Source organism: uncultured Winogradskyella sp., from assembly GCF_947495255.1.
Classification (GTDB): Bacteria; Bacteroidota; Bacteroidia; order Flavobacteriales; family Flavobacteriaceae; genus Winogradskyella.
This window is the reverse complement of the sequence record NZ_CANLYI010000007.1, coordinates 1-23,431: the sequence shown is the minus strand read 5'-3', so window position 1 is coordinate 23,431 and position 23,431 is coordinate 1. Positions and strand designations below refer to the sequence as shown.

At 31.9% G+C, this 23,431-nt stretch carries 19 protein-coding genes; 12 read left to right on the top strand and 7 right to left on the bottom strand.

The window, feature by feature from the left end; all coding sequences use genetic code 11:
- Positions 1-8 precede the first annotated feature (8 nt).
- Positions 9-563, bottom strand: a complete 555-nt coding sequence (locus Q0807_RS12110; RefSeq protein ID WP_299110257.1) for an RNA polymerase sigma factor — start codon at positions 561-563, stop codon at positions 9-11.
- 398 nt (positions 564-961) lie between these two features.
- Here Q0807_RS12110 and lon point away from each other — a divergent pair, with 398 nt between their 5' ends.
- The 4 genes from lon to cmk all read left to right on the top strand — a co-directional run bounded on the left by lon (position 962) and on the right by cmk (position 6,005).
- Positions 962-3,415 carry an endopeptidase La gene (lon, locus tag Q0807_RS12105; RefSeq protein ID WP_299110255.1) on the top strand — a complete coding sequence of 818 codons (2,454 nt, stop codon included), beginning with the start codon at positions 962-964 and terminating at the stop codon, positions 3,413-3,415.
- The gene (locus Q0807_RS12100) at positions 3,399-4,193 is read left to right on the top strand and encodes a LysM peptidoglycan-binding domain-containing protein (RefSeq protein WP_299110253.1); all 795 of its coding nucleotides are present in this window, start codon (positions 3,399-3,401) and stop codon (positions 4,191-4,193) included. Before lon ends, Q0807_RS12100 begins: the two co-directional genes overlap by 17 nt.
- 73 nt (positions 4,194-4,266) lie before the next feature.
- On the top strand, positions 4,267-5,286 hold the full coding sequence (porQ, locus tag Q0807_RS12095; RefSeq protein ID WP_299110252.1) for a type IX secretion system protein PorQ: 1,020 nt from the start codon (positions 4,267-4,269) through the stop codon (positions 5,284-5,286).
- Positions 5,287-5,315: 29 nt separating this feature from the next.
- Positions 5,316-6,005, top strand: a complete 690-nt coding sequence (gene cmk, locus Q0807_RS12090) for a (d)CMP kinase (RefSeq protein ID WP_299110251.1) — start codon at positions 5,316-5,318, stop codon at positions 6,003-6,005.
- A 66-nt stretch (positions 6,006-6,071) separates the two neighbouring features.
- On the opposite strand, the gene Q0807_RS12085 is transcribed toward cmk, so the two are convergent.
- On the bottom strand, positions 6,072-6,449 hold the full coding sequence (locus tag Q0807_RS12085) for a LysM peptidoglycan-binding domain-containing protein (protein WP_299110250.1): 378 nt from the start codon (positions 6,447-6,449) through the stop codon (positions 6,072-6,074).
- Between the two features lie 530 nt (positions 6,450-6,979).
- Here Q0807_RS12085 and rpsA point away from each other — a divergent pair.
- The 5 genes from rpsA (at position 6,980) to Q0807_RS12060 (ending at position 12,298) form a co-directional block, all read left to right on the top strand.
- A complete protein-coding gene (gene rpsA / locus Q0807_RS12080; protein WP_299110249.1) occupies positions 6,980-8,809 on the top strand; it encodes a 30S ribosomal protein S1 in 1,830 nt (609 codons plus the stop codon).
- Between the two features lie 650 nt (positions 8,810-9,459).
- Positions 9,460-9,999 carry a bifunctional pyr operon transcriptional regulator/uracil phosphoribosyltransferase PyrR gene (pyrR, locus tag Q0807_RS12075; RefSeq protein WP_299110247.1) on the top strand — a complete coding sequence of 180 codons (540 nt, stop codon included), beginning with the start codon at positions 9,460-9,462 and terminating at the stop codon, positions 9,997-9,999.
- Positions 10,000-10,068: 69 nt separating this feature from the next.
- Positions 10,069-10,998, top strand: coding sequence for an aspartate carbamoyltransferase catalytic subunit (locus tag Q0807_RS12070; RefSeq protein WP_299110246.1), 930 nt, complete (start codon positions 10,069-10,071; stop codon positions 10,996-10,998).
- A 3-nt stretch (positions 10,999-11,001) separates the two neighbouring features.
- On the top strand, positions 11,002-11,334 hold the full coding sequence (locus tag Q0807_RS12065) for a ribonuclease Z (protein ID WP_299110245.1): 333 nt from the start codon (positions 11,002-11,004) through the stop codon (positions 11,332-11,334).
- A 58-nt stretch (positions 11,335-11,392) separates the two neighbouring features.
- Positions 11,393-12,298 (top strand): ribonuclease Z, encoded by a 906-nt coding sequence (locus Q0807_RS12060; RefSeq protein WP_299110244.1) that lies wholly within the window; start codon positions 11,393-11,395, stop codon positions 12,296-12,298.
- Between the two features lie 3 nt (positions 12,299-12,301).
- Here Q0807_RS12060 and Q0807_RS12055 read toward each other — a convergent pair whose 3' ends face one another.
- Positions 12,302-12,715: a hypothetical protein gene (locus tag Q0807_RS12055; protein WP_299110243.1), complete on the bottom strand. Its 414-nt coding sequence runs from the start codon at positions 12,713-12,715 to the stop codon at positions 12,302-12,304.
- Between the two features lie 88 nt (positions 12,716-12,803).
- Between Q0807_RS12055 and pdxH the strand changes: the two genes are divergently transcribed.
- The 3 genes from pdxH (at position 12,804) to Q0807_RS12040 (ending at position 15,208) form a co-directional block, all read left to right on the top strand.
- Positions 12,804-13,451, top strand: coding sequence for a pyridoxamine 5'-phosphate oxidase (gene pdxH, locus Q0807_RS12050; protein ID WP_299110242.1), 648 nt, complete (start codon positions 12,804-12,806; stop codon positions 13,449-13,451).
- 310 nt (positions 13,452-13,761) lie between these two features.
- A complete protein-coding gene (locus tag Q0807_RS12045) occupies positions 13,762-14,256 on the top strand; it encodes a CAP domain-containing protein (RefSeq protein WP_299110241.1) in 495 nt (164 codons plus the stop codon).
- Between the two features lie 100 nt (positions 14,257-14,356).
- Positions 14,357-15,208: a T9SS type A sorting domain-containing protein gene (locus Q0807_RS12040; protein WP_299110240.1), complete on the top strand. Its 852-nt coding sequence runs from the start codon at positions 14,357-14,359 to the stop codon at positions 15,206-15,208.
- 82 nt (positions 15,209-15,290) lie between these two features.
- On the opposite strand, the gene Q0807_RS12035 is transcribed toward Q0807_RS12040, so the two are convergent.
- The 4 genes from Q0807_RS12035 to Q0807_RS12020 all read right to left on the bottom strand — a co-directional run.
- A complete protein-coding gene (locus Q0807_RS12035; protein ID WP_299110239.1) occupies positions 15,291-16,193 on the bottom strand; it encodes a carboxypeptidase-like regulatory domain-containing protein in 903 nt (300 codons plus the stop codon).
- A gap of 133 nt (positions 16,194-16,326) precedes the next feature.
- Positions 16,327-18,270 (bottom strand): OmpA family protein, encoded by a 1,944-nt coding sequence (locus tag Q0807_RS12030; RefSeq protein WP_299110238.1) that lies wholly within the window; start codon positions 18,268-18,270, stop codon positions 16,327-16,329.
- Between the two features lie 13 nt (positions 18,271-18,283).
- On the bottom strand, positions 18,284-19,219 hold the full coding sequence (locus Q0807_RS12025) for a type IX secretion system membrane protein PorP/SprF (protein WP_299110237.1): 936 nt from the start codon (positions 19,217-19,219) through the stop codon (positions 18,284-18,286).
- Between the two features lie 15 nt (positions 19,220-19,234).
- Positions 19,235-23,431 (bottom strand): Ig-like domain-containing protein (locus Q0807_RS12020; RefSeq protein WP_299110236.1); only part of this gene is annotated, 4,197 nt, incomplete at its 5' end.

The window sequence follows — 23,431 nt, the reverse complement described above, 5'->3', positions numbered from 1 at the left end:
AATTAATATTATGATGCTTTTAATACTAGTTTTTTTCTCAAGCTCTCTTTCGCTCTCGATATTAAAGTTCTGCAATTGGCATAAGAGATATTCATAATCTCGCAGATTTCTTCGTAATCGTAACCTTCTATTAAATGGAGTGTTAAACTCAGGTTGTAATTAGGTTTTAAAGTTTTCATAACGTCTAAAATATGTTTCACCTTTTCATTGTTTTGGTCGGGTTCAACAATGCCGTCGTCGTCTTCAACTTTGTAAATTACAGTGTCTAAAGGCACTTCATTTTGTTTTACTTTTTTATTGTAATAGCCAATACTATTGTTTATTACAATGCGTTTTAACCATGCACCAAACATGTTGGTGTCTTCTAAGGTGTTCAATTTTGTAAAAGCCGTTAAAAAAGACTCTTGCATAATGTCCTCAGCTTTAAAAGAATCTTTTACAATTCTTATGGCTGTGTTGTACATCGCTTTGTTGTATCTGTTGTAAATTTCCAACTGTGCACGTTGGTTACCAGATTTGCAAAGGAGTAATAACTGTTCGATATTTTGATTGGTTGATGTCAAAAAACAATTGCTTTTACTTATAGATGATGCCTTTTTTAAAGTGTTACAGTTTCGTTGAAAAAAAGTTTTAATTTAATTTATATGCTGAAGCTTTTACCATTAGTTAGTGTGTTTTGAGAAGAAGTCGCAAAGTGTATTTAGAATATTTATTTAAATTCTTCTGGATACTAATGTAAACGAATATCATCATATAAATTCACTCAAAGTGACTAAATTCAATTAAATTTCAAAACCTTTTCTGTCAATCTAAGGTAATGGCATAACAATTGAAATTATAATAGTGTGAATAACTTTGAATGTCTTCTAAACGGTTGATGTTCAGTATAAAGTTAATTTTTAATGCATTTAAAATAACGTGGTTCTGTTCTCGAAAGTGACAGAATGGCTAGAAAATATATATGAAAAAATCCAAATTTTTAAATTTAGACAATCTGTCATTTCAGGATTTCGATGAGAATTCAGAATTAATTCCATTAATGACACCTGAAGATGAAGAATTAATAAACAATGAATCTTTACCAGAATCTTTACCGATTTTACCTTTAAGAAATACGGTTTTGTTTCCAGGTGTGGTAATTCCTATCACAGCAGGACGTGACACTTCAATAAAACTAATTAACGATGCCAACAAAGGCGGAAAAGTTATTGGTGTAGTATCTCAAAAAGATGAAACTGTAGAAAATCCAACAGCAAAAGATATCTATAAAACAGGTACAGTTGCAAGAATTTTGAAAGTGTTAAAAATGCCAGATGGTAACACAACAGTGGTTATACAAGGTAAAAAGCGTTTTGCTATTAATGAGGTGATTTCTGAAAAGCCGTATTTAACAGCCACAATTTCTGATATTCCTGAAGCAAAACCTGCTCCAGATAATGAAGAATTTAAAGCGATTATAGATTCTATTAAAGACTTGTCTTTAGATATTATAAAGGAAAGTCCAAACATTCCGTCTGAAGCGAGTTTTGCAATAAAGAATATTGAGAGTAATTCGTTTTTAATCAATTTTGTGTCTTCTAACATGAACCTCAAAGTAGAGGAGAAGCAAGAATTGTTGAAGATTAATGATTTAAAAGAACGTGCGCTTCAAACATTGAAATTCATGAATCTTGAATATCAAAAGCTTGAGCTTAAAAATGATATTCAGAATAAGGTTCAGAGTGATATGAATCAGCAACAACGCGAATATTTCTTGCACCAACAGATGAAAACTATCCAAGAAGAACTGGGTGGAGGCGTTTCTTCTGGTGAAGAGATAGAAGATATGAAGGCGCGTGCTAAGGATAAAAAATGGGACGATAAAGTAAAGGAGCATTTTGAAAAAGAATTATCAAAAATGCAACGTATGAATCCTCAGGTGGCTGAGTATTCTATTCAACGTAATTACTTAGACTTGTTTCTAGATTTACCTTGGAATGAGTTTAGCAAGGATAAATTTGACTTAAAACGTGCTCAAAAAATATTAGATCGCGATCATTTCGGTTTAGAGGATGTTAAGAAAAGAATCATAGAGTATTTAGCAGTTTTAAAACTTAGAAATGACATGAAGTCGCCAATTCTTTGTTTATACGGACCTCCAGGAGTTGGAAAAACATCTTTAGGGAAATCTGTTGCCGAAGCTTTAGGAAGAGAATATGTAAGAATCTCATTAGGTGGTTTACGTGATGAAGCCGAAATTAGAGGACATAGAAAAACGTACATTGGTGCAATGCCAGGACGTATTATTCAGAGTTTAAAGAAAGCAAAAACATCTAATCCTGTATTTGTTTTAGATGAAATAGATAAACTTTCAACAGGTCATCAAGGTGATCCATCTTCTGCAATGTTAGAGGTTTTAGATCCTGAGCAAAACAATGAGTTTTATGATAACTTCTTAGAAATGGGGTATGATTTATCTAAAGTGATGTTTATTGCAACGTCTAATAGTTTAAATACTATTCAGCCTGCATTAAGAGATCGTATGGAAATCATTAATGTTACTGGTTATACTATTGAAGAAAAAGTAGAAATTGCAAAAAGGCACTTATTGCCTAAGCAATTAAAAGAACATGGTTTAGATGATAAAGCGCTTAAAATAGCAAAACCACAACTCGAAAAAATTGTAGAAGGTTATACACGTGAGTCTGGTGTAAGAGGACTAGAAAAGCAAATTGCAAAAATGGTGCGTTACGCTGCCAAGAATATTGCAATGGAAGAGAAATACAATATTAAAATTTCTAACGACGATGTTATTGAGATTTTAGGTAGCCCAAGATTAGAGCGCGATAAATATGAAAATAATGATGTTGCTGGTGTTGTAACAGGTTTAGCTTGGACAAGCGTTGGTGGTGATATTCTCTTTATAGAATCTATTTTATCTAAAGGAAAAGGCACACTTTCTATTACAGGTAACTTAGGTAAAGTAATGAAAGAGTCTGCGACTATTGCTATGGAATACATTAAGGCAAATGCAGATGATTTTGGTATTAACCCAGAAATATTCGATAAGTATAATGTACATATTCACGTACCAGAAGGAGCAACTCCAAAAGATGGCCCAAGTGCAGGTGTAACTATGTTAACATCTTTAGTATCTTTGTTCACCCAACGTAAAGTAAAAAAGAGCTTAGCGATGACTGGCGAAATCACATTACGTGGTAAAGTATTACCTGTTGGTGGAATTAAAGAAAAAATCTTAGCAGCCAAACGTGCTCGTATAAAAGAGATTTTACTTTGTGAAGACAACAGAAGAGATATTGAAGAAATTAAACCTGAATATTTAAAAGGGTTAACGTTTCATTACGTAACAGATATGAGCGATGTTTTAAAGCTTGCTCTAACAAAGCAAAAAGTGAAAAATGCAAAAAAATTATAGATTAATTATTTCCATTATTGCCCTCGGATTATCAAGTTTAACTGCTTTTGCACAAGATTCGGTAGAATTTAAAGATGTTTTTTTAGATGGAAAACCCGCTAAATTAAATGTCGCTACTGGTGAAGTTAAATTAGTAATGCCTAAAGTTGAAGTTGTAAATACGGTTGAAGAAACAGTGCATGCAACAGATGCTTCTCGTAATCATAATCAAGGCAATAATGGAAATATTAATTATATTTCTGAATCAGATTTTTATATAGTTGAAGAAGATGAAACGTTATTAGATGTGTCTAAAAAATATAATGTTTCGTTAACGAAGTTAAAAGAAGTTAATAATTTAGAAACGACTTTAATTAATAAAGGGCAAAGGCTCAGAATCAGTAATTTTGATGCTATAGCTAAACCAGTTGCTGTAAGTGATACCTTTTCTGAAACAGCAGACTTAGAATCAATAACTTCCGATTATTATTTTGTAGAAAGTGGTAATACTTTATTTAGTTTAGCGAGACAGTTTAACTTAAGCGTTAATGAATTAAAGCAGATTAATAATCTAAATTCTAATGTTATTACTGTTGGTCAAAAGCTTCGTGTTGTTGATTCTGTGAATTCGAGCACTACGTCTTATAACGATAATAATCTTTCAGTATATGTTGTTAAAGATGGTGATAATTTATATCGTATAGCTTTGAATAATGGAACAACAGTGGATGAAATAAAACGTTTAAACGGATTAACAGATAACTTAATAACTGTAGGTCAGAAATTACAGTTACGATAGAAAATATTTCGACTCAAAAAATAAAAAAATCATATCATCGTTTTAAGATAGATTTAGTTATTTTGCAAAATCTATGATTAAGAGGATTTCCACCTTATGTATTATGCTATTAGCATTACCTGTGTTTGCACAATTGGGTGGTGAATCTACATATCAATTTCTTAATTTAGTATCATCACCAAGACAAGCGGCTTTAGGAGGTAAAATTATTACCAATTTTGACCATGATGTTACAGAGGCATTATACAATCCGGCTTCAATAAATTACCAAATGAATAATCAGTTGGCTGTAAATTACTCTAGTTATTTAGGAGGAATAAGTTACGGAACTGCTGCTTATGCTTATACTTGGGATAGACATGTGCAAACTTTTCACTTTGGCGTTACCTATGTTAATTATGGCTCTTTTGATGGTTATGATGTTAACGGAAACTCTACAGGTACTTTTAACGGAAATGAAACAGCTATATCTTTAGGTTATAATTATCAAATTCCATATTCAGATTTTTACGTTGGTGCAAATGTTAAGTTTATTACCTCGTTATTAGAACAATATAATTCCGTTGGTGGTGCTGTAGATATTGGTGTAATGTATATTAATGAAAAATTAGATTTTCATGCTGCATTAACCATAAGAAATTTAGGAACTCAATTTTCAACATATGCAGGTCAATATGAGCCATTACCTTTTGAGATAAATTTTGGAATGTCTCAAACTCTAGAAAATATGCCTTTACGTTGGCATTTAACTTTAGAGAATTTACAGAAATGGCCAATCTCTGTTGCAAATCCGGCGAGAACAACAACCGATTTAGACGGTAACCAAACTGAAGAGAAATTAAGTTTCTTTAATAAGGGTTTACGTCATTTAATACTGGGAGCAGAGTTGTTTCCTGAAGGTGGCTTTAATTTGCGTTTTGGATATAACTTTAGACGTGCAGAAGAATTAAGAATTGTTGACCAACGTAATTTTTCGGGATTGTCATTCGGTTTAGGTTTAAAACTAAATAAAATGAAATTTAGTTATACGCACGCAAGATATTCAGGAGCTTCAAACACTAGTTTTTTAGGACTTCAAATAGATTTGGAATAAAATATTACTGAAATAAATTCAGCATAAAAATGAAAAAGATTGTAATTGCCATAGACGGATTTTCTTCAACAGGAAAAAGTACAATAGCTAAACAGCTAGCCAAAAAACTGAACTACATTTATGTAGATACAGGTGCAATGTATAGAGCTGTGACTTATTTTGCATTAGAGAATAAACTAATTGGAGATGGCTTTTTTAAGGAAACCGAATTAATAAATAGGTTAGGAGAAATCACTATTACATTCAAGTTTAATGAGGCAGTTGGTTTTGCAGAAGTTTATTTAAACGGAAAAAATATTGAATCAGATATTAGAACACTTAAAGTTTCAAAATACGTGAGTCCTGTTGCTACTTTATCTGCAGTAAGACGAAAGTTAGTTGAGCAACAACAACTTATGGGTAAGGATAAAGGTATTGTAATGGACGGAAGAGATATAGCAACAGTTGTTTTTCCTGATGCGGAATTAAAAATATTTATGACAGCTTCTGCAGAAACGAGAGCTAAACGTCGTTATAAAGAATTATTAGACCGTGGACATAATCTAAGTTACGATGATGTATTAGAGAATGTAACAACTAGAGACCATATAGATTCAACAAGAGAAGATTCACCTTTAGTGAAAGCGGACAATGCTATAGAAATTAATAACTCAGACATGACGATTGATGAGCAATTACAACGATTAATTGTGTTAGCTGAGGAGATGATTTCAAAATAGAATTTTACTATTTATACAAAAAAAAGCGACCCAATAGGTCGCTTTTTTTATAAGTTATCTTTCCTATTATAAGTTAGGAATGATTAATTCTTGATCAGGATGAATAACATCTGGATTTTTAAGTAAATCAGAGTTAGCAGCAAAAATTTCTTTATACTTCATTGCGTCACCATAGTAGTGCTTTGCAATTTTTCCTAAAGTTTCACCAGAAGCTACAGTATGTCTTGCATACACAGATTCGTCAGCAACTTTAATGTCAGCCATAATATCAGTTGGCTCAACACCACCTACTTCTTTAATTTTATCCCAAATTAAGTTTTTCTCATACTGAGTAGCTGCAGTTCCTAATACTTTAAGTACACCGTTTTCTTCAGTAACTTCTCCATTTTGGATATTTAATTTTTCTCCTAAGTCTAATACGCCTTGGTATTTTGCTTTAACCATTGTTATAATATTTTAATTGTTAATAGTATTGTAAATATACCAAAATATGTGCCAAGTTTTATGCTTTAAAGCATCATTTTGATATTCTAATTATTATGAAACAAATTATAGACTTAAGTCACTTTATTTAATAATATAATTTCAAATACCTCTTCAATTAAGTACCTAAATATAATTTTAACTAGAGATTAACTCATTGGTTATTAGTATTTAATCTTGAAATAAATGTGGGTTAATTATTCAATTGAAAGAGAATCTTTATTTTGAGATTAATTGAATTTTAATGGTCAAGGCTACAATTATGTTGTTATCACTAGTAATTTGAAATCACAATATATGAAGCGCTTAAAATTGATGTATTATTTTTAAATAAATAGGCTTTGTAAAACCCTATAAATGTTGTACTTTTGCACTCCTTTTTAGCGGATTAAAGAAAGTGAAAAGGAAATAAAAAATAATTTAATTAATATCTTCTGTAGATTTTCCGCATTTTTTCTAAAGTTACAGAATACAAATATTTAATTCAGCACATGTCTGAAAAAGAAACAAATCAAGCTGAGGTTGAAGCAACTGAAGCAGTACAAGCTCCAGTAATCTCTGAAGCTCAGTCAAATCCAGAAAAATTCTTAAAAGAGTTCGATTGGCACAATTACGAAGAAGGAATTGAGCAAGTTGCGGACACTAAATTAGAAGAGTTTGAAAAATTAGTATCAGAAAATTTCGTTGACACTTTAGATGACGAAGTAGTAGAAGGTACTGTAATTACAATCACAGATCGTGATGCAATTATTGACATTAACGCAAAGTCTGAAGGTGTAATTTCTCTTAATGAGTTCCGTTACAACCCAAACTTAGCTGTAGGTGACAAAGTTGAAGTATTAATTGATGTGCGTGAAGATGCAACTGGTCAATTAGTATTATCTCACAGAAAAGCGAGAGTAATAAAAGCATGGGATCGTGTAAACAATGCACACGATACTGGCGAAATCGTTAACGGTTTTGTAAAATGTAGAACTAAAGGTGGTATGATCGTTGATGTATTTGGTATAGAAGCTTTCTTACCAGGTTCTCAAATCGATGTGAAACCTATTAGAGATTACGATCAGTATGTAAATAAAACTATGGAATTTAAAGTTGTGAAAATCAACCACGAATTCAAAAACATAGTAGTTTCTCATAAAGCTCTTATTGAAGCAGATATTGAAGAACAAAAGAAAGAAATCATTGGTCAACTAGAAAAAGGACAAGTCTTAGAAGGTATTGTAAAAAATATTACTTCTTATGGTGTGTTTATCGATTTAGGTGGTGTAGATGGTTTAGTTCATATTACAGATTTATCATGGTCTCGTATCAACCATCCAAATGAGATTGTTGAGTTAGATCAGAAATTAAATGTTGTAATCCTTGATTTTGATGAAAACAAATCAAGAATCCAATTAGGTCTTAAGCAGTTATCTAAGCATCCTTGGGAAGCTTTAGGTGAAACTGTAAAAGTTGGAGATAAAGTAAAAGGTAAAGTAGTAGTTATCGCTGATTACGGTGCTTTTGTTGAAGTAGAAGAAGGTGTAGAAGGATTAGTTCACGTAAGTGAAATGTCTTGGTCAACTCATTTACGTTCAGCTCAAGATTTCGTATCTGTAGGTGATGAAATCGATGCTGTTATCTTAACTTTAGATAGAGAAGATCGTAAAATGTCTCTTGGTATTAAGCAATTAACTCCAGATCCATGGACTGATATTACTACTAAATATCCTGTAGGTTCTAAGCACACAGGTATTGTACGTAACTTTACAAACTTTGGTGTTTTTGTTGAATTAGAAGAAGGTATCGACGGATTAATTTACATCTCTGATTTATCTTGGACTAAGAAAATTAAGCATCCATCTGAGTTCTGTAACGTAGGTGATAACTTAGACGTAGTGGTATTAGAGTTAGATGTAGATGGACGTAAATTATCTTTAGGTCATAAACAAACTACTGAAAACCCTTGGGATAAGTACGAAACTGAATTTGCTTTAGGTACTACACATACTGCAGCAATTACAGAAATGGTAGATAAAGGCGCAACTATTGACTTTAACGAAGATATCGTTGCATTTGTACCAGCACGTCACTTAGAGAAAGAAGATGGTTCTAAACTTGGTAAAGGTGAAGAAGCAGAATTCAAAATCATTGAATTTAATAAAGAATTCAAACGTGTTGTAGCATCTCATACAGCAGTATTTAGAGAAGAAGAAGCTAAAATCGTTAAGCAAGCTGTTAGAAAACAGGAAGCTCAAGCGGCAGAAGCTAAACCAACTTTAGGTGATGCAAATGATGCTTTACAAGCTCTTAAAGATAAAATGGACGGGAAGAAATAATTTCCTCGAATTTTAAATAAACTAAAGCCTCTCGATTTTTCGAGAGGTTTTTTTATTTGTTATTTTTAATCTAATGAGAGAGATATTTTTATTTATTACAACCATAGCATTTATATTAATTGGTCTTTTTATCTACCGACCCTTTTTAGAAATATCGTTATCGTTGATTACAAATGAAAATGTCCAATTAAATACGTATCGAATTTCTGACGGATTCTATTCTAAATTCTATTTTTCAGTTTTATTAGGTTATATACCTGTAACTTATTATATAATTCAAAAAAAAACAAAGTTTCATTTCTTTATTGATGGAGCGCATACAATATTATATATAATTGGATTTGGTTTTTTGTCTTGGGTTTTTCGATGTCTATATTTATACGAGAAGTTTGAGAATTTATCATTATACGATTTGAGTTCAGAAATAAATCCATTGTTTTCAATAGATAAGTTTTATTTAGAACATTATCTCCTTTTAGGTTTTCTTATTGGTGCTATTATTAGTTTTATAATTTTTAACCGAAAAAAGAAAAAGCAATCATAGAATTTAACTTTATTGATTCCGTCTTTCGTTTCTTGTTTGGTAGAAAAACCATTGTAAACAAATATTTTTATCCTAACTTTGTAAACCAACAACGTTTGGAAACCATATGAGTCACAAAGTATTACTTAACTCTAAAGAAGTCAATATTACCCTTCACAGATTGGCTTGTCAACTCATTGAAAATCATGATGATTTTTCAGAAACTGTATTAATAGGTATACAACCAAGAGGAAAATTTTTAGCCGATCGTTTAGCAAAAATTCTAACCGAAGATTACAAGATTAAAAATATTCAACTCGGTCATTTAGATATTACATTTTTTAGAGATGATTTTAGAAGAGGAGAAAAACCATTAGAAGCCAATACTACAATTATAGATTTTATAGTAGAAGATAAAAATGTCGTTTTTATTGATGATGTCCTTTATACAGGTAGAAGTATAAGGTCTGCACTAACTGCAATTCAATCTTTTGGAAGACCAAAGGATATTGAGTTATTGACCTTGATTGATAGACGCTTTAGTAGACATTTGCCAATTCAGCCTAATTATAGAGGACGACAAGTAGATGCTATTGATAACCAAAAGGTAATTGTAAAGTGGCTAGAGAATGAAGATGAAGATGCAGTCTATCTGGTTAACAAATAAGTAAGTTAAAGAATATAACATAAAGTGAATTGCTAAAGGCGAATAGCTAATAGTTAAAAGCAAATAAGAATGAGCGAATTAAGTGTCAATCACTTATTAGGAATTAAATATCTTACTAAAGAAGATATCGACCTTATTTTTGAAACAGCCGATCAGTTTAAAGAGGTTATTAATAGACCAATAAAAAAAGTACCATCACTTAGAGATATTACTATTGCTAATTTGTTTTTTGAAAATTCAACAAGAACAAAGTTATCGTTTGAGTTAGCAGAGAAACGTTTGTCTGCGGATGTTATTAATTTTTCGGCATCACAATCTTCAGTAAAAAAAGGGGAAACACTTATTGATACAGTTAACAATATACTTTCAATGAAAGTAGATATGGTGGTTATGCGTCATCCCAATCCTGGAGCTGGTGTATTTCTTTCAAAGCATGTTAATGCAAGTATTATAAATGCTGGTGATGGAGCACATGAGCATCCTACACAAGCCTTATTAGATTCTTATTCAATTAGAGAGAAATTAGGAAGCGTTAAAGGAAAGAATGTTGTTATTGTCGGTGATATTTTACACAGTAGAGTGGCACTTTCAAATATTTATGCTTTGCAATTACAAGGCGCTAATGTAATGGTTTGTGGGCCAAAAACATTATTGCCTAAATATATTAAGGACTTAGGCGTAAAAGTAGAAACAAACCTTAAAAAAGCCTTAGAATGGTGCGATGTTGCTAATATGTTACGTGTACAGAATGAACGTATGGATATTAGTTATTTCCCTTCTACCAGAGAATATACACAACAATTTGGAGTTAATAGAGAATTATTAGATAGCTTAGATAAAGAAATTGTGATTATGCATCCAGGACCCATTAATAGAGGTGTTGAGATTACAAGTGATGTAGCAGATTCTAAACAAGCCATTATTTTAAACCAAGTAGAAAATGGTGTGGCAGTTAGGATGGCAGTTATTTATCTGTTAGCGTCTAAAATAAAACAGTAAGATATGATTATAGATAGAGACGGTAATATTACCATAATAGCCCAAGAGAAAGCTTCAGTAAAAACTTTAGTTAATAATATTGAGCAGGCTTATGATAAGTATAAGAACTATCATCTCATTGTGAGATTGTCTAGTTTAGACAAACTATCCTTAGAGGATATTATAGAATTTCTTCGATTAAGCAATAACCATAGAGCTGATAAAAAAAGTTTTGTGGTAGTATCTGAAAAAGTAGACTTAGATCAAATGCCAGATGAGATTATTGTGGTGCCTACCATCCAAGAAGCTTATGATATTATTGAAATGGAGGATATGGAACGCGACTTAGGATTTTAAAAGTCGTTTAGTTGATTGTTATTAAATACATTGGCTTTATACTTAACAAAAACAATTAATGAAATTAACAATTCTTGGCTGTCACAGCGCAACACCACGCATTAATACTAATCCTACGTCTCAGGTTTTAGAGATAAAAAACCATATGTTTTTAATTGATTGTGGAGAAGGTACACAGGTAGAATTAAGACGTAATAAAGTTAAGTTTTCAAGGATTAAGCATATTTTTATTTCGCATCTTCATGGCGATCATTATTTTGGTTTAATAGGTTTGATTAACACCTTTAGTTTATTAACAAGAGAAACCGAACTTCATATTTATGCACCAAAAGGATTGAAGGAAGTTATAATTCTTCAAATGAAATTGTCGGGTGGTTGGACACAGTATCAACTTATTTTTCATGAATTAAATTCAAAACAATCCAAATTAATTTACGAAGATGATAAAGTTGAAGTCTATACAATTCCTCTAAAACATCGTATTTACACTAACGGATTTCTATTTAAAGAGAAAGAGAATGAACGTAAATTAGATATTAATCTGGTAAATGAAGCCAATATTGATATGGCATACTTCAGAAAACTAAAACAAGGTTTTGATGTTGTAAATGAAGACGGTGTTCTCATTAGTAACGAAAAAGTAACTAAAGACCCAATACCAGCAAAAAGTTATGCTTATTGCAGTGATACGGTTTATAATGAAGACATGGTTCCAATTATAGAAGATGCTACAGTGCTTTATCACGAATCTACCTTTTTAGAAAAAGATGAAGCACGCTGTAAGCCTACCAAACACAGTACAGCAAAACAAGCGGCTACAATAGCTAAAAAAGCCAATGTAGACACATTAATACTAGGACATTACTCTACGCGTTATAACGACTATAACTTGTTTAAAAACGAAGCGAAAGCTGTTTTTGAAAATACGGTTTTATCTAAAGACGGCAAATCTTTTGAGTTTTAATATTTAACTCAATTCCGATAATTGTTGTACCCAACCAATAGCTTCTTCTAAACTAGAGGAGCGTTTTAAACTTATTGAAGCTAATTTTTTCTCAATACTAGCATTCATAAACGATGAGTTTGAATACGTAACAATAGAAGCTGCAACTAGCATATTATCATCTTTATCAAAATAAGACCATAAAATGGGGTCAATAGAATAAGAATTAACGCGGTTAGCTATGTAGGCAAGTTTTTTATCAAAACCATAATGAGCTGTTATTTCCATTAGTAATTCATTTAACTTATCAAAATTAAAGTGAACACCTTCATTAACTTCCATAATAATGAAGTTTTCAAAAAGATAATTGGTTCCAAAATCTAAAGTTAATTTTTCATAAGTTAATGATTGTGATAGGAGGGAATTTTCAAAGTGCATTTAAGGGAATTATTTTTTAAGGGTGGTTAGATGTTAAAGCTACACTTTTTTTGATAGAAACAAAATATTGAATTAACTTCGTATAACTATGGAAAAAGACTTAAGCGATTACAGAAAATCTTACGAAAAAGGGGAATTATTGTTAAATAACGTCCCTGAAAATCCATTGGAATTATTCCGAGATTGGTTTGTAGAAGTGGATACACATTTTAATATTGATGAAACTAATGCCATGACTATTTCAACCTTAGGATTAGATGGTTATCCTAAAAATAGAGTAGTGCTACTTAAAAAATATACCCACGAAGGCTTTATCTTTTACACCAATTATAATAGTGAAAAAGGAAAAGCAATTGCTAATAATCCTAATGTATGTTTATCATTCTTTTGGCATGCTGCAGAGCGCCAAATTATAATAAAAGGGAAGGCAGAAAAAATTTCAGAAAATCTTAGTGATGGATATTTTGAGTCTAGACCAAGAGGGAGTCAATTAGGTGCTATTGTTTCTAATCAAAGTGAAACTGTAAAGGGTAGAGCAGAGTTAGAAACTAAACTTAAAGATCTAGAGGTTAAGTTTGAAGGTAAAGAAATAGAACGACCAAAAAATTGGGGAGGCTATATTATTAAACCTATAGAATTAGAATTTTGGCAAGGCAGACCAAACCGACTACACGATAGAATCCGTTATCAACTCCAAGAAGATTACAATTGGAAGCTCGAGCGCTTAGCACCTTAATTTAGTTATAGTTTCTCATACTATGAAATAGATTATTCATATACTTCTTATTTAATAAATAGGTTTTTATGCGAAATATATTCTCCTGTTCAAAATCATTTTTTAGTGATTCTCAAAAAAACAGAAACAACGATTAAGTGCATTTTATTTCGGTTGTTCTACGTTAAATATGATGTTGATATTGTATTTCAACGATGTTTTGCAAAATAATCCGATTAAAAACATGTAGTTTATCGGTTTTAACATTTATTTAACATTTAAAGAGTTATGTGAGGTTAATTTAGTGACACCAAACTTAATTATCCTACTTATGAAAACCCTAAAACATCTACCTTTTCTTGCAATAATTGTTCTTTTTAGTTTTACATCTTGTTCTACAGAATCAATAGAAGATGATATTAGTGCAATCGAAGTGCCTTCAACTCCACAAGCTAAAGTTATTGAGATAGAGATTATGGAGCTAATAAATGCGCATAGAATCAGTTTAGGTTTAAACGTATTACAAAACCATGACACAGTTAAGGCAGTTGCTTTAACACATACTAACTACATGATTGAAGAAGCTAATGTTTCTCACGATTACTTTTTTTTAAGAAAAGAAAGTTTAGAGACAAATGCTAATGCAAATGATGTAACCGAAAACGTAGGGTATGGTTTTTATACAGCAGAAGGTGTTGTTAATGCATGGTTAAATAGTCCAAGTCATAGAGCTAACATAGAAGGCGATCACACAGATTTTGATGTGTCTGCAGAACAGAATGCTGAAGGCAAGTGGTATTTTACTAATATGTTTATTAAACGTTAAATAGAGTATGGTCTCTAAATCCTTAATACGAGGTCATAAAAATTTCGAAACTAAAATATTCCCTAATATCTAACAATTATAACTTATTAAACCCTTATTTATGAAGCAAAATTTACTCTACAGTTTGATCATCTCAATGATTACTCTTACCTCTTTTTCTCAAAGTGTAAAAATTACCACAATGGTAGAAGGCGATTGCCCAACAGGTTCAGTTGCACCAAGATTTATTGAATTATACGTTGAAGGGACTGTTGATGTGACAGATTTAAAAATTCAGTTTCAGTTTGCATCTGCAACAAATTGGGTAACTAATAATAACATTGGAGTAGGTGAGTATACCGATACTTATCTTTACTTAGTTAATGATGTTGATGCTTTTGATGTTAATTTCCCTGGAACTAGAACTGCTCAAAATGCAACATTGGGTACCGTTTTATCTAGTGTAGAAGGTGGTGATAAAATAAGACTTGTAGATTCTTCTAATAGTGATGAAGTTATTGACATATTTGGTGTTGATGGTCAAAATGGAGAAACTTCAACTTGGAACTTTTCAAACTCATATGTTACAAGAAATAGTGGAAGTGGACCCAATACTTCATTCGTAGAATCTGAATGGACTATAACTCCAAAAAATACGCTATTGTTTGAGGGTGTTTGTTGGGGAGAAGATCCTTTAGATACTATAATAAATTTACAAAGCTATGCATTGTCTACAGCTGAAGTAGATTTCTCAAACAGCCGTATCTCGTATTATCCAAATCCGGCTAAAAATTTTATTAAGATTTCGGGTTTAAGTAATAATACAAGTTTTGTAATGTATGATATATTAGGAACTCAAGTACTTAAAGGCATATTAGAAAATAATAAAAGTATAGATATTAACGAATTATCGACAGGTATCTATTTATTAAAAACGGAAACTGGTCACACGTTAAAAGTTATTAAAGATTAAGCTAAATTAATTCAAGTTGATTTTAGAATCTCTGTTCATTTTATGATCAGGGATTTTTTTTGTTTAGGAGTAAGGCGATTTATTACTCAGCTTCATAAGCTACCTTTACCTTTATAAAAGGTACAGTAAATAATTTCTTTTTTAAAATAGACTTTCTTTTTTGTTTGTGCCAAACATTGGAGTGAAAACGATAGTATTTTAAACTTGTTTTAGTATGTGTATATAGAAGGTTGGGTGTAGTGAGATACATTGAATTTGTTTGTTTAACAAAATCTGGTTTTATAGTTTCAATACCAACAAAAATACCATCTTCTGAAAACGGTATTTCTTTATCTTCTAAATCTATTTTAAAACTTTTTGTTTTGATTTTAGGTTTAATAATTACGTTCTCAAAATGAACTAAATCTCCAGGGAACCCCAAGGTGTCAAGGTTGTAAAAAGCTAATCTGTAATACGTTGGGTGAGTTTTAAATTTGTCATCCTTTATACTTTTAAATTTTAAGTGCAGTTGAGAAAGTTTACCTTTTTTATGTTTAGAATTTTCTATAAATACGGCTACTTCAGAGCCATATGGTACTGAAGATGGAAATGTTTGATTTCTATTACCTGTGGAAATTTGAATTTTATTTGTGCTGTACTTTTTAGGCTTACTCAGAATAAATATTTCGTTTAATGATTCAATTTTAGGAATTAACTGAAAGTTGAATTGATATTCCTTTTTCTCAAAAAAACGAGACAATGCTATTTTTTGTTTTCTATAACCTATAAGAGAAACAATTAAAGTGTCTTCTTGTGACGTTTTAGACAAATCAAAATTATACTTGCCATTTTCGTTACTATAAACACCAATTCTTTTACCTTTTAATCCCAAATTAACATATGGTAATTCTTGCCTTGTTAGACTATCTAATACTTCACCTTTCAAAGTTTGGGAGTTAACAGAAAGATAAATTAAAACAAATGCTATAATAGAATAATACTTCATAGAGTAGTGTTACGTCAAACTTACTTATTCTAAAATGAATTATTTAAATATTGTGGTTTTACATTTATTAAATAAAAAAGCAAGCTCATTACAAGCTTGCTTTTAATCTTAGTAAATGTTTAGTTTGGGATTTTTATTCTTTGTCTTTATTACCATCTACTATATAGAAGTATGAACGTCTATTGACTTGGTGTTCTTCCTCTGAACATTTAGAGCCATTGCTACATTCGTTTAGAAGTCTTGTTTCACCAAATCCTCTAGCACTTGCTATTCTACTTGGCTCAATACCTCTAGATATGATGTACTCTGCGGTTGATTTTGCCCGTCTGTCTGATAATTTTAAATTGTATTTATCACGACCTCTACTGTCGGTATGAGATTCAATTTTAATAACCATATCCTTATGTTTACGTAAAACGTTGATAATATTTTCTAATTCATATTGAGCGTCAACTCTTATGGTTGCTTTAGCATAATCAAAGAAAATTGGGTTTATAATAATCTGACTTTCTAGTAATAATGGTTTTAATACTAAATCAATAGTGGTTTCTTCTTCGTCTTTTCTCGAGGTTAAGATGGTTTGTTTATCATCTTGATAATCTTCTTTTGTTCCAAGAATAGTATACGTTTTATTACATTCTACTTCAAAGGCATAAGCACCGTCTTCTTTTGTTACAGTTTCTGCAATTATTTTGCCGGTTTCGTCAATAAGCTGAACTGTTACTCCTTTTAAAATAATTTCAGTTCTATCTTCTGTAGCAGTACCAGTAATTAGTTGTATACATTTTGAAATCGTAAAACCATAAATGTCATCACTACCTTTTCCTTCTGGTCTATTACTAGAGATGTAACCTTTTTTAGTTTCGCTATCTACATAAAAAGCAAAATCATCGTAACCACTATTAAAAGGTGCACCCATATTTTCTGGTGCAGTTACTTCTTCTGTTTTTGTTAAGATATTGGATTTAAAAATGTCCAATAATCCTAAGTTTAAATGCCCATCTGAGGAAAAATAAAATGTACTGTCTTTACCTATAAAAGGAAACATTTCTCGTCCTTCGGTATTAATTTTATCCCCTAGATTTACTGGGTCTCCAAAAGAGCCATCGTCATTAATTTCAACAGAATAGATATCGGTTTGCCCAATACCACCATCGCGATCAGACACAAAGAAAAGTGTTTTGTTATCTACACTTAATGCAGGATGTCCGGTAGAATAAACTTCGTCATTAAATGGAAGTTCTTCAGGTTTTGACCACTGTTTACCAACTAATGTCGATTTGTATATTTTTAGGTGTGTTGTACCCTCTTTATCATATTGTAAACGTTGTCTGTGATTAATGTTATCTCTCGTAAAATACATGGTTTTACCATCATTGGTAATAGCAATTGATGCCTCATGATATATTGTATTTACGCCTTCGCCTAACAATTCTGAAGGTGATCCGTAAGTCTCAACTATTTGGCCTTCTGCATTTTCTTCTTGTTGAAAATTAATTTGATAAATATCTAAAAACGGTTCTTTATTCCAATTATATACTTTTTTGTTATCACCTCTTGCTGTAGCAAAATATAGTGTACTATCTTTTACAAAAGATCCAAAGTCTGATAATTCAGAATTAAATGGCAAATTTTCTAGGGTTACAACAAGGTCAATGTTTTTAGACGTAAGTTGATCAAATATCCCAACGTTATCTGGATCATAACCCTTAAGACGGCTATCACCTTGCTGTGCATCACTTAATTTTTTAAACCACACATTAGCTTCTTCGTAGTTACCTATACTTCTAAGCGATTGGATGTATTTGTAGATGTATTCGGCTTCAATATTTTTGTATTCACTTAGTGCTTTTTTGTACCAGTAAACTGCTTTTTCTGAATTTGAATTATTATAATAAGCATCACCTAAACGTGTTAAGACATGAGCATCTGCCTTTCCCTTTTCTACTACTTTTTCATATAATTCAATAGCTTTTACATAGCCGTAATTTTCAAAGAATTTATCAGCTAGTTTCGTTTGAGAATAGGATAACGAACAACTTAAAACTAAGAATAGTATTAATAATTTGATTTTCATATTACTGTAGTGTTTAGAAATATCTTGGCGATTTAATTCGTTTACTTTTAAAGACTTCAAACATAAGCAATACCTCATGTGTACCACTTGTATAAGCGGCTATATCTGAAATAGGGTACTCATATGCATAGCCAATTCGCATTTGTTTTGATATTTGAAAATCTGCAATTCCGCCTATGGCAGCTGCATGTTCGTTAATTCTGTACGCACCACCAAGCCATAGCTTTTCGTTAAATAAAAAGTTTGCTGATATATCAAATGATAAAGGCGCTCCATTTGTTGCTTTTAACAATGCGGAAGGTTTAAGTTTTGTTGTTTCGCTTAGATTAAAAACATAGCCACCAGTAAAATAATAACTGATACGTTCAAAAGCGACAAAATTTCTAAGACCATCACTACCTTTGTTATAATCTGTGTTTAGTATTCTTGGAGCCGATAAACCTAAATACCAACGTGAAGAATGTAAAAATAAACCAGCACCTACATTAGGACTCCAACGGTTAGAAATATCATTAAAGAACGGGTCTTCCGTTACTGAAGGGTCATTTAATAATTCTTCATCTAAACTATAATGTGTTAAGCCACCTTTCATCCCAAATGCTAATTTAGTATTAGCACTTGTATTAATTGTATATGAATAATCAGCATATAAATATGAGAAATTTTCATACCCTAATTTATCATTGATAAAGGATATTCCTAACCCCATTTTTTCGTTTCTTAAAGGTGTATGTATAGATAATGTTTGTGTTTCTGGACCACCTTCTAATCCAACCCATTGACTTCTGTGTAAACCAACAACACTAAGTGTTTCTCTACTACCAGCATAAGCCGGATTAATAGAAATGGTATTAAACATATACTGCGTAAACTGAGGTAACTGTTGCGCGAAGGCTGCAGATACACTAAAGAAGAGTATAGCAATGCTTATATATTTTGATAACTTCATTGGTTAAGTTTTATTTTAATTTGTTGCTACGTAAATAGGGCCAGTAAAAGGGGCTAAACCACTATCTTTTAAATGAACAATGTAATAATATGTACCTGTTGGTACTTTTCCTGAATTTCCTACTGATGAATTATGAGAAAATCCACTCCAATCATTTTGATAGTTATTAGATTTATAAATTTCTGCTCCCCATCTATTAAAAATTTGAACCTCTATTTCAAAGTCACAATCTTCTACACCAGTAATTGTAAAGAAGTCATTATAGCCATCACCATTATCAGTAACAGTTTTAGAAATTACAACATCTTCTTCACCACATCTTAATACAACACAATCATCATCGATTGCAATATTTATTTCTATTTCTGTTTGGCAAGGCCCTTCCGAAATAGCATACATAAATGTATAATTGCCAACGTCATGTAGGCCAGGATCAAAATAACTATCGTTAAGTGTTGCATCACCAGCGATAACACTCCAAGTACCATCTGTGTCAAAATCACCAGACAATAATTCAAAGAGATCAAACTCTGGATCTAAAGTACAACGTGCAGTATCTGCAGCCTCAATTAACGTTCCAATTTCAACAGCAATATTTTGTGTGTAATCTGCTACGTTGCCACAATCATCTGTTACAGTCCATATTCTTGTAATGTCATAGAATTCAGAATCGATACCTATTGTAGATTCTTCGTTGAATTCAACTTCGATATTGTTTGAACATGAATCCTCAAATACTAGATTCGGAACTAAAGGAATTTCGCTACATAGAACTGAAATTGAAGATTCTAAAGGTGTTAATAGAGTAGGTGCGTTATTATCTTGAACCGTTATTATTTGTGTATGTACTGCTTCGTTATCACAACTATCAGTAGCTGTCCAAGTACGCACAATTAAATATTCTCCAATACAAGAGCCTAAAATAATCTCTTCTTCAAAATTCACTTCTGCAGAACTACAGCTATCAGTTGCAGTTAATGTTTCTGAACCTGGTACAGCATCACATTCTGTGGTTAAGTCAGCAGGTAAATTTTCGTTAAACACAGGAGCGGTAGTATCTTGTATTGTTATTGTTTGAACATGAGTAGTTGTGTTATTACACTCGTCACTTAATGTCCATGTTCTAGTTATAACAGCTTCTCCAGGGCAATCACCATCTACAATATTATCTGTAAATGTGGCTTCTAAGCCAACAGTACAGTTATCTACCTCATCAGTGACATCACCAGTTAAGGAAACATCTGTTGCATTGACATCACATTCTATAGTAACATCTTCTGGAGCAGTAAAAGTTGGTGCTGTCGTATCTTCTATTGTTAAAGTTGCACTTAAAGTTGATATATTACCACAATCATCAGCAGCAGAATATATTACTGTAATTGTACCGCCTGAACCACATGTAGAAACAAGATTAGTAAAGTCAAAATTAGAAGTTACTACATTTGTAGGGGTAACGTCACAGGTATCGGTACCACAAGTTTCTAGTACAGCAATATTTGCAGCATTCCATGCTAAGGCTGAGTTTTCAGTTTCAGAACCACTACATTCTATTGTTTCATCTATTACAGTACATGCAGATAAATCAGGACCAGTTGTATCTTCAAGAGTAAGTATAGCAGTAAAAGTGCTTGCATTATCCGTTGAATCTGTTAGCGTATAAGTTACAGTGATTGTACCACCAGCTCCACACGTAGAAACTAAGTTTCCAAATACATAGTCTGAAGTTACATTGAAATTATTATCACAACCGTCCGTTGCACAATTTTCTAAAGCTAATATATTATCAGCATTCCAATCATTAGCAATGGTTTCATTATCCATACCGCTACATTCAATAGTGCTATCTAATACAGCACAATTAGAAATATCTGGAGGTGTAGTGTCTTCAATTAATTCGGTCACAGTTTGTGAAGTTGAATTAACATTTGTTCCATTTATAACCTCTTCAGCATTAACAGTGGCAGTATTTGTTACTTCTGTAGCATCTATATCTAACTGAGTTACTAAATAAGTAGCGGAATAATACCATATTTCAGAAGGGTCTAATAGATTGTCGCCATCAGCATCTCCAGAAACATAATTAATACTTACTACTGGTATTGCATTGTCTAATAATGGATCCGTAATAATTACATTGCCTAAGGCAATATCACCAGTATTTGTTACCGTAAATGTATATGTTATTGTTTCATCAATTTCTGTACAAGCATTTCCATTATCATTATTAAAATTACCTGTTTTAACAAGTTCAATACCATATTCGCTACAAAGCATCACATCAGGATTGTTAGCATCAATAATATAAGTGTCATTAGCTGTAACTGTTGTAGTTCCATCAGGTTGTAAACCAGTAGCTGTTACATTGTTTGTAATATTACCAGCATCTACATTAGCTTGGGTAATAGTATAATCAAGCGCAGTGAATACCCAAGTTTCAGTTGGGTCTAGTAAGTCATTTCCATTAGTATCACCAGCAAGAGTTAGTGTTGTAGTAATATCACCACCTAATAAATCATCAGTAATAGAAACATTACTAATTGACACATCACCAGTATTGGTAATAGTAAATGTATAAGTAATATCATCACCTTCACCAACACAACCTACTGTTGTAGTAGAGGCTGTTTTTACAATATTGATTCCGCCATCATTACAAAGCGTCACATCAGGATTGTTAGCATCAATAATATAAGTATCATTAGCTGTAACTATTGTAGTTCCATCAGGCTCTAAACCAGTAGCTGTTACATTGTTTGTAATATTACCAGCATCTACATTAGCTTGGGTAATAGTATAATTTGGTGCTGTAAACACCCATGTTTCAGAAGAATCAAGGATACCATCAATATTAATATCTCCAACAAGTGTTAGAGAAGCTGTGATATTACCACCTAATAAATCATCAATAATTGTAATAGAATTTATAAGTACATCACCAGAATTAGTGACTGTAAATTTATAAGTTACTTCATCACCAACCGAAACACAATCTACAGATGTACTAGATGCTGATTTAACAATACTAAGACCAGCAACACCATCAATAGTGATGTAAACCGTAGCTTGGTCGCAAGCAACAGGACTTCCATTATCGCAAATTGTGTAAACAAAAGAATCTGTTCCAGAGTATCCAGCATTTGGAGTATAAGTAAATTCACCAGTATTAGGGTTAATATTTACCGTAACACCTTCAGCTGTTGTAACAGTTGTTGAGGTTACTGTTTGTGTATTACCTTCAATATCACTATCATTCAATAGGACATTTCCAATTAAAATACTAGTCGGAGTTACATAATATGCATCATCATTAGCATTAGTTGTATTAGGCATTCCTGAATCTTGAACAGTAACTGTAACCGTTGCGGTATCACAAAGTTGAGGGCTACCGTCATCACAGATTGTGTATGTAAATGTATCTTCACCTGTAAATCCAGGGTTAGGAATATATGTAATAGTTCCGTTAGGATTAACTGTTACTGCACCATTTGTTGGGTTAGTTGTTCCAGTAATTGAAATTGGGTCAGCATCTGGGTCAAAATCATTAACAAGTACAGCAATATCAATAGGAGTGGCTACAGGAGTTGTTGCAGTATCTGCATTAGCAATAGGTGCTTCATTTTCAGGACCACTTTCAGGCAATACTTCAATATAAACAGTAGCAGTATCACAAGTAACAGGGTTTCCGTCATCACAAATTGTATACTCAAAAGTATCTTCTCCAATGAATCCAGGATTAGGGATGTAAGTGTATGTTCCATTAGAATTTAGACTAACAGAACCATTTGCAGGATTTGTATTTGTAGTTACTATTTGGTTGTCTCCTTCAAAATCTTCATCGTTAGTTAAAACATTACCAGAAACAGATTGGTCAACAAAAGTATTATTGATATCTGCAATAGCATCAGTACAGTTTATAAGAATTTCAGTAGTTACAGTAGAAGAACAATTATTTGCATCCAAAACAGTGAAAGTATAATTACCAGGAACTAAATCTGTAAATGCTTCACTATTTTGATAGTTAGTACCTCCATCTTTAGAGTAAGTGTATGGAGCAGTTCCACCAGAACCAATAACTGTAATAGCTCCTAAACCAGAACAAACAATATCTGATTGAGAATTTATCGAAGCTGATAACGCTTGAGAAGGTTGTGTAATTTGAATATTATGAACAACAGGATCACAAGACGAGCCATCCATAGAGACACTTACTGA

Coding starts and splice junctions, on each gene's coding strand:
- lon (WP_299110255.1), top strand. CDS start 962: ATGAAAAAATCCAAATTTTTAAATTTAGACAATCTGTCATTTCAGGAT.
- Q0807_RS12100 (WP_299110253.1), top strand. CDS start 3,399: ATGCAAAAAAATTATAGATTAATTATTTCCATTATTGCCCTCGGATTA.
- porQ (WP_299110252.1), top strand. CDS start 4,267: ATGATTAAGAGGATTTCCACCTTATGTATTATGCTATTAGCATTACCT.
- cmk (WP_299110251.1), top strand. CDS start 5,316: ATGAAAAAGATTGTAATTGCCATAGACGGATTTTCTTCAACAGGAAAA.
- Q0807_RS12085 (WP_299110250.1), bottom strand. CDS start 6,449: ATGGTTAAAGCAAAATACCAAGGCGTATTAGACTTAGGAGAAAAATTA.
- rpsA (WP_299110249.1), top strand. CDS start 6,980: ATGTCTGAAAAAGAAACAAATCAAGCTGAGGTTGAAGCAACTGAAGCA.
- pyrR (WP_299110247.1), top strand. CDS start 9,460: ATGAGTCACAAAGTATTACTTAACTCTAAAGAAGTCAATATTACCCTT.
- Q0807_RS12070 (WP_299110246.1), top strand. CDS start 10,069: ATGAGCGAATTAAGTGTCAATCACTTATTAGGAATTAAATATCTTACT.
- Q0807_RS12065 (WP_299110245.1), top strand. CDS start 11,002: ATGATTATAGATAGAGACGGTAATATTACCATAATAGCCCAAGAGAAA.
- Q0807_RS12060 (WP_299110244.1), top strand. CDS start 11,393: ATGAAATTAACAATTCTTGGCTGTCACAGCGCAACACCACGCATTAAT.
- Q0807_RS12055 (WP_299110243.1), bottom strand. CDS start 12,715: ATGCACTTTGAAAATTCCCTCCTATCACAATCATTAACTTATGAAAAA.
- pdxH (WP_299110242.1), top strand. CDS start 12,804: ATGGAAAAAGACTTAAGCGATTACAGAAAATCTTACGAAAAAGGGGAA.
- Q0807_RS12045 (WP_299110241.1), top strand. CDS start 13,762: ATGAAAACCCTAAAACATCTACCTTTTCTTGCAATAATTGTTCTTTTT.
- Q0807_RS12040 (WP_299110240.1), top strand. CDS start 14,357: ATGAAGCAAAATTTACTCTACAGTTTGATCATCTCAATGATTACTCTT.
- Q0807_RS12035 (WP_299110239.1), bottom strand. CDS start 16,193: ATGAAGTATTATTCTATTATAGCATTTGTTTTAATTTATCTTTCTGTT.
- Q0807_RS12030 (WP_299110238.1), bottom strand. CDS start 18,270: ATGAAAATCAAATTATTAATACTATTCTTAGTTTTAAGTTGTTCGTTA.
- Q0807_RS12025 (WP_299110237.1), bottom strand. CDS start 19,219: ATGAAGTTATCAAAATATATAAGCATTGCTATACTCTTCTTTAGTGTA.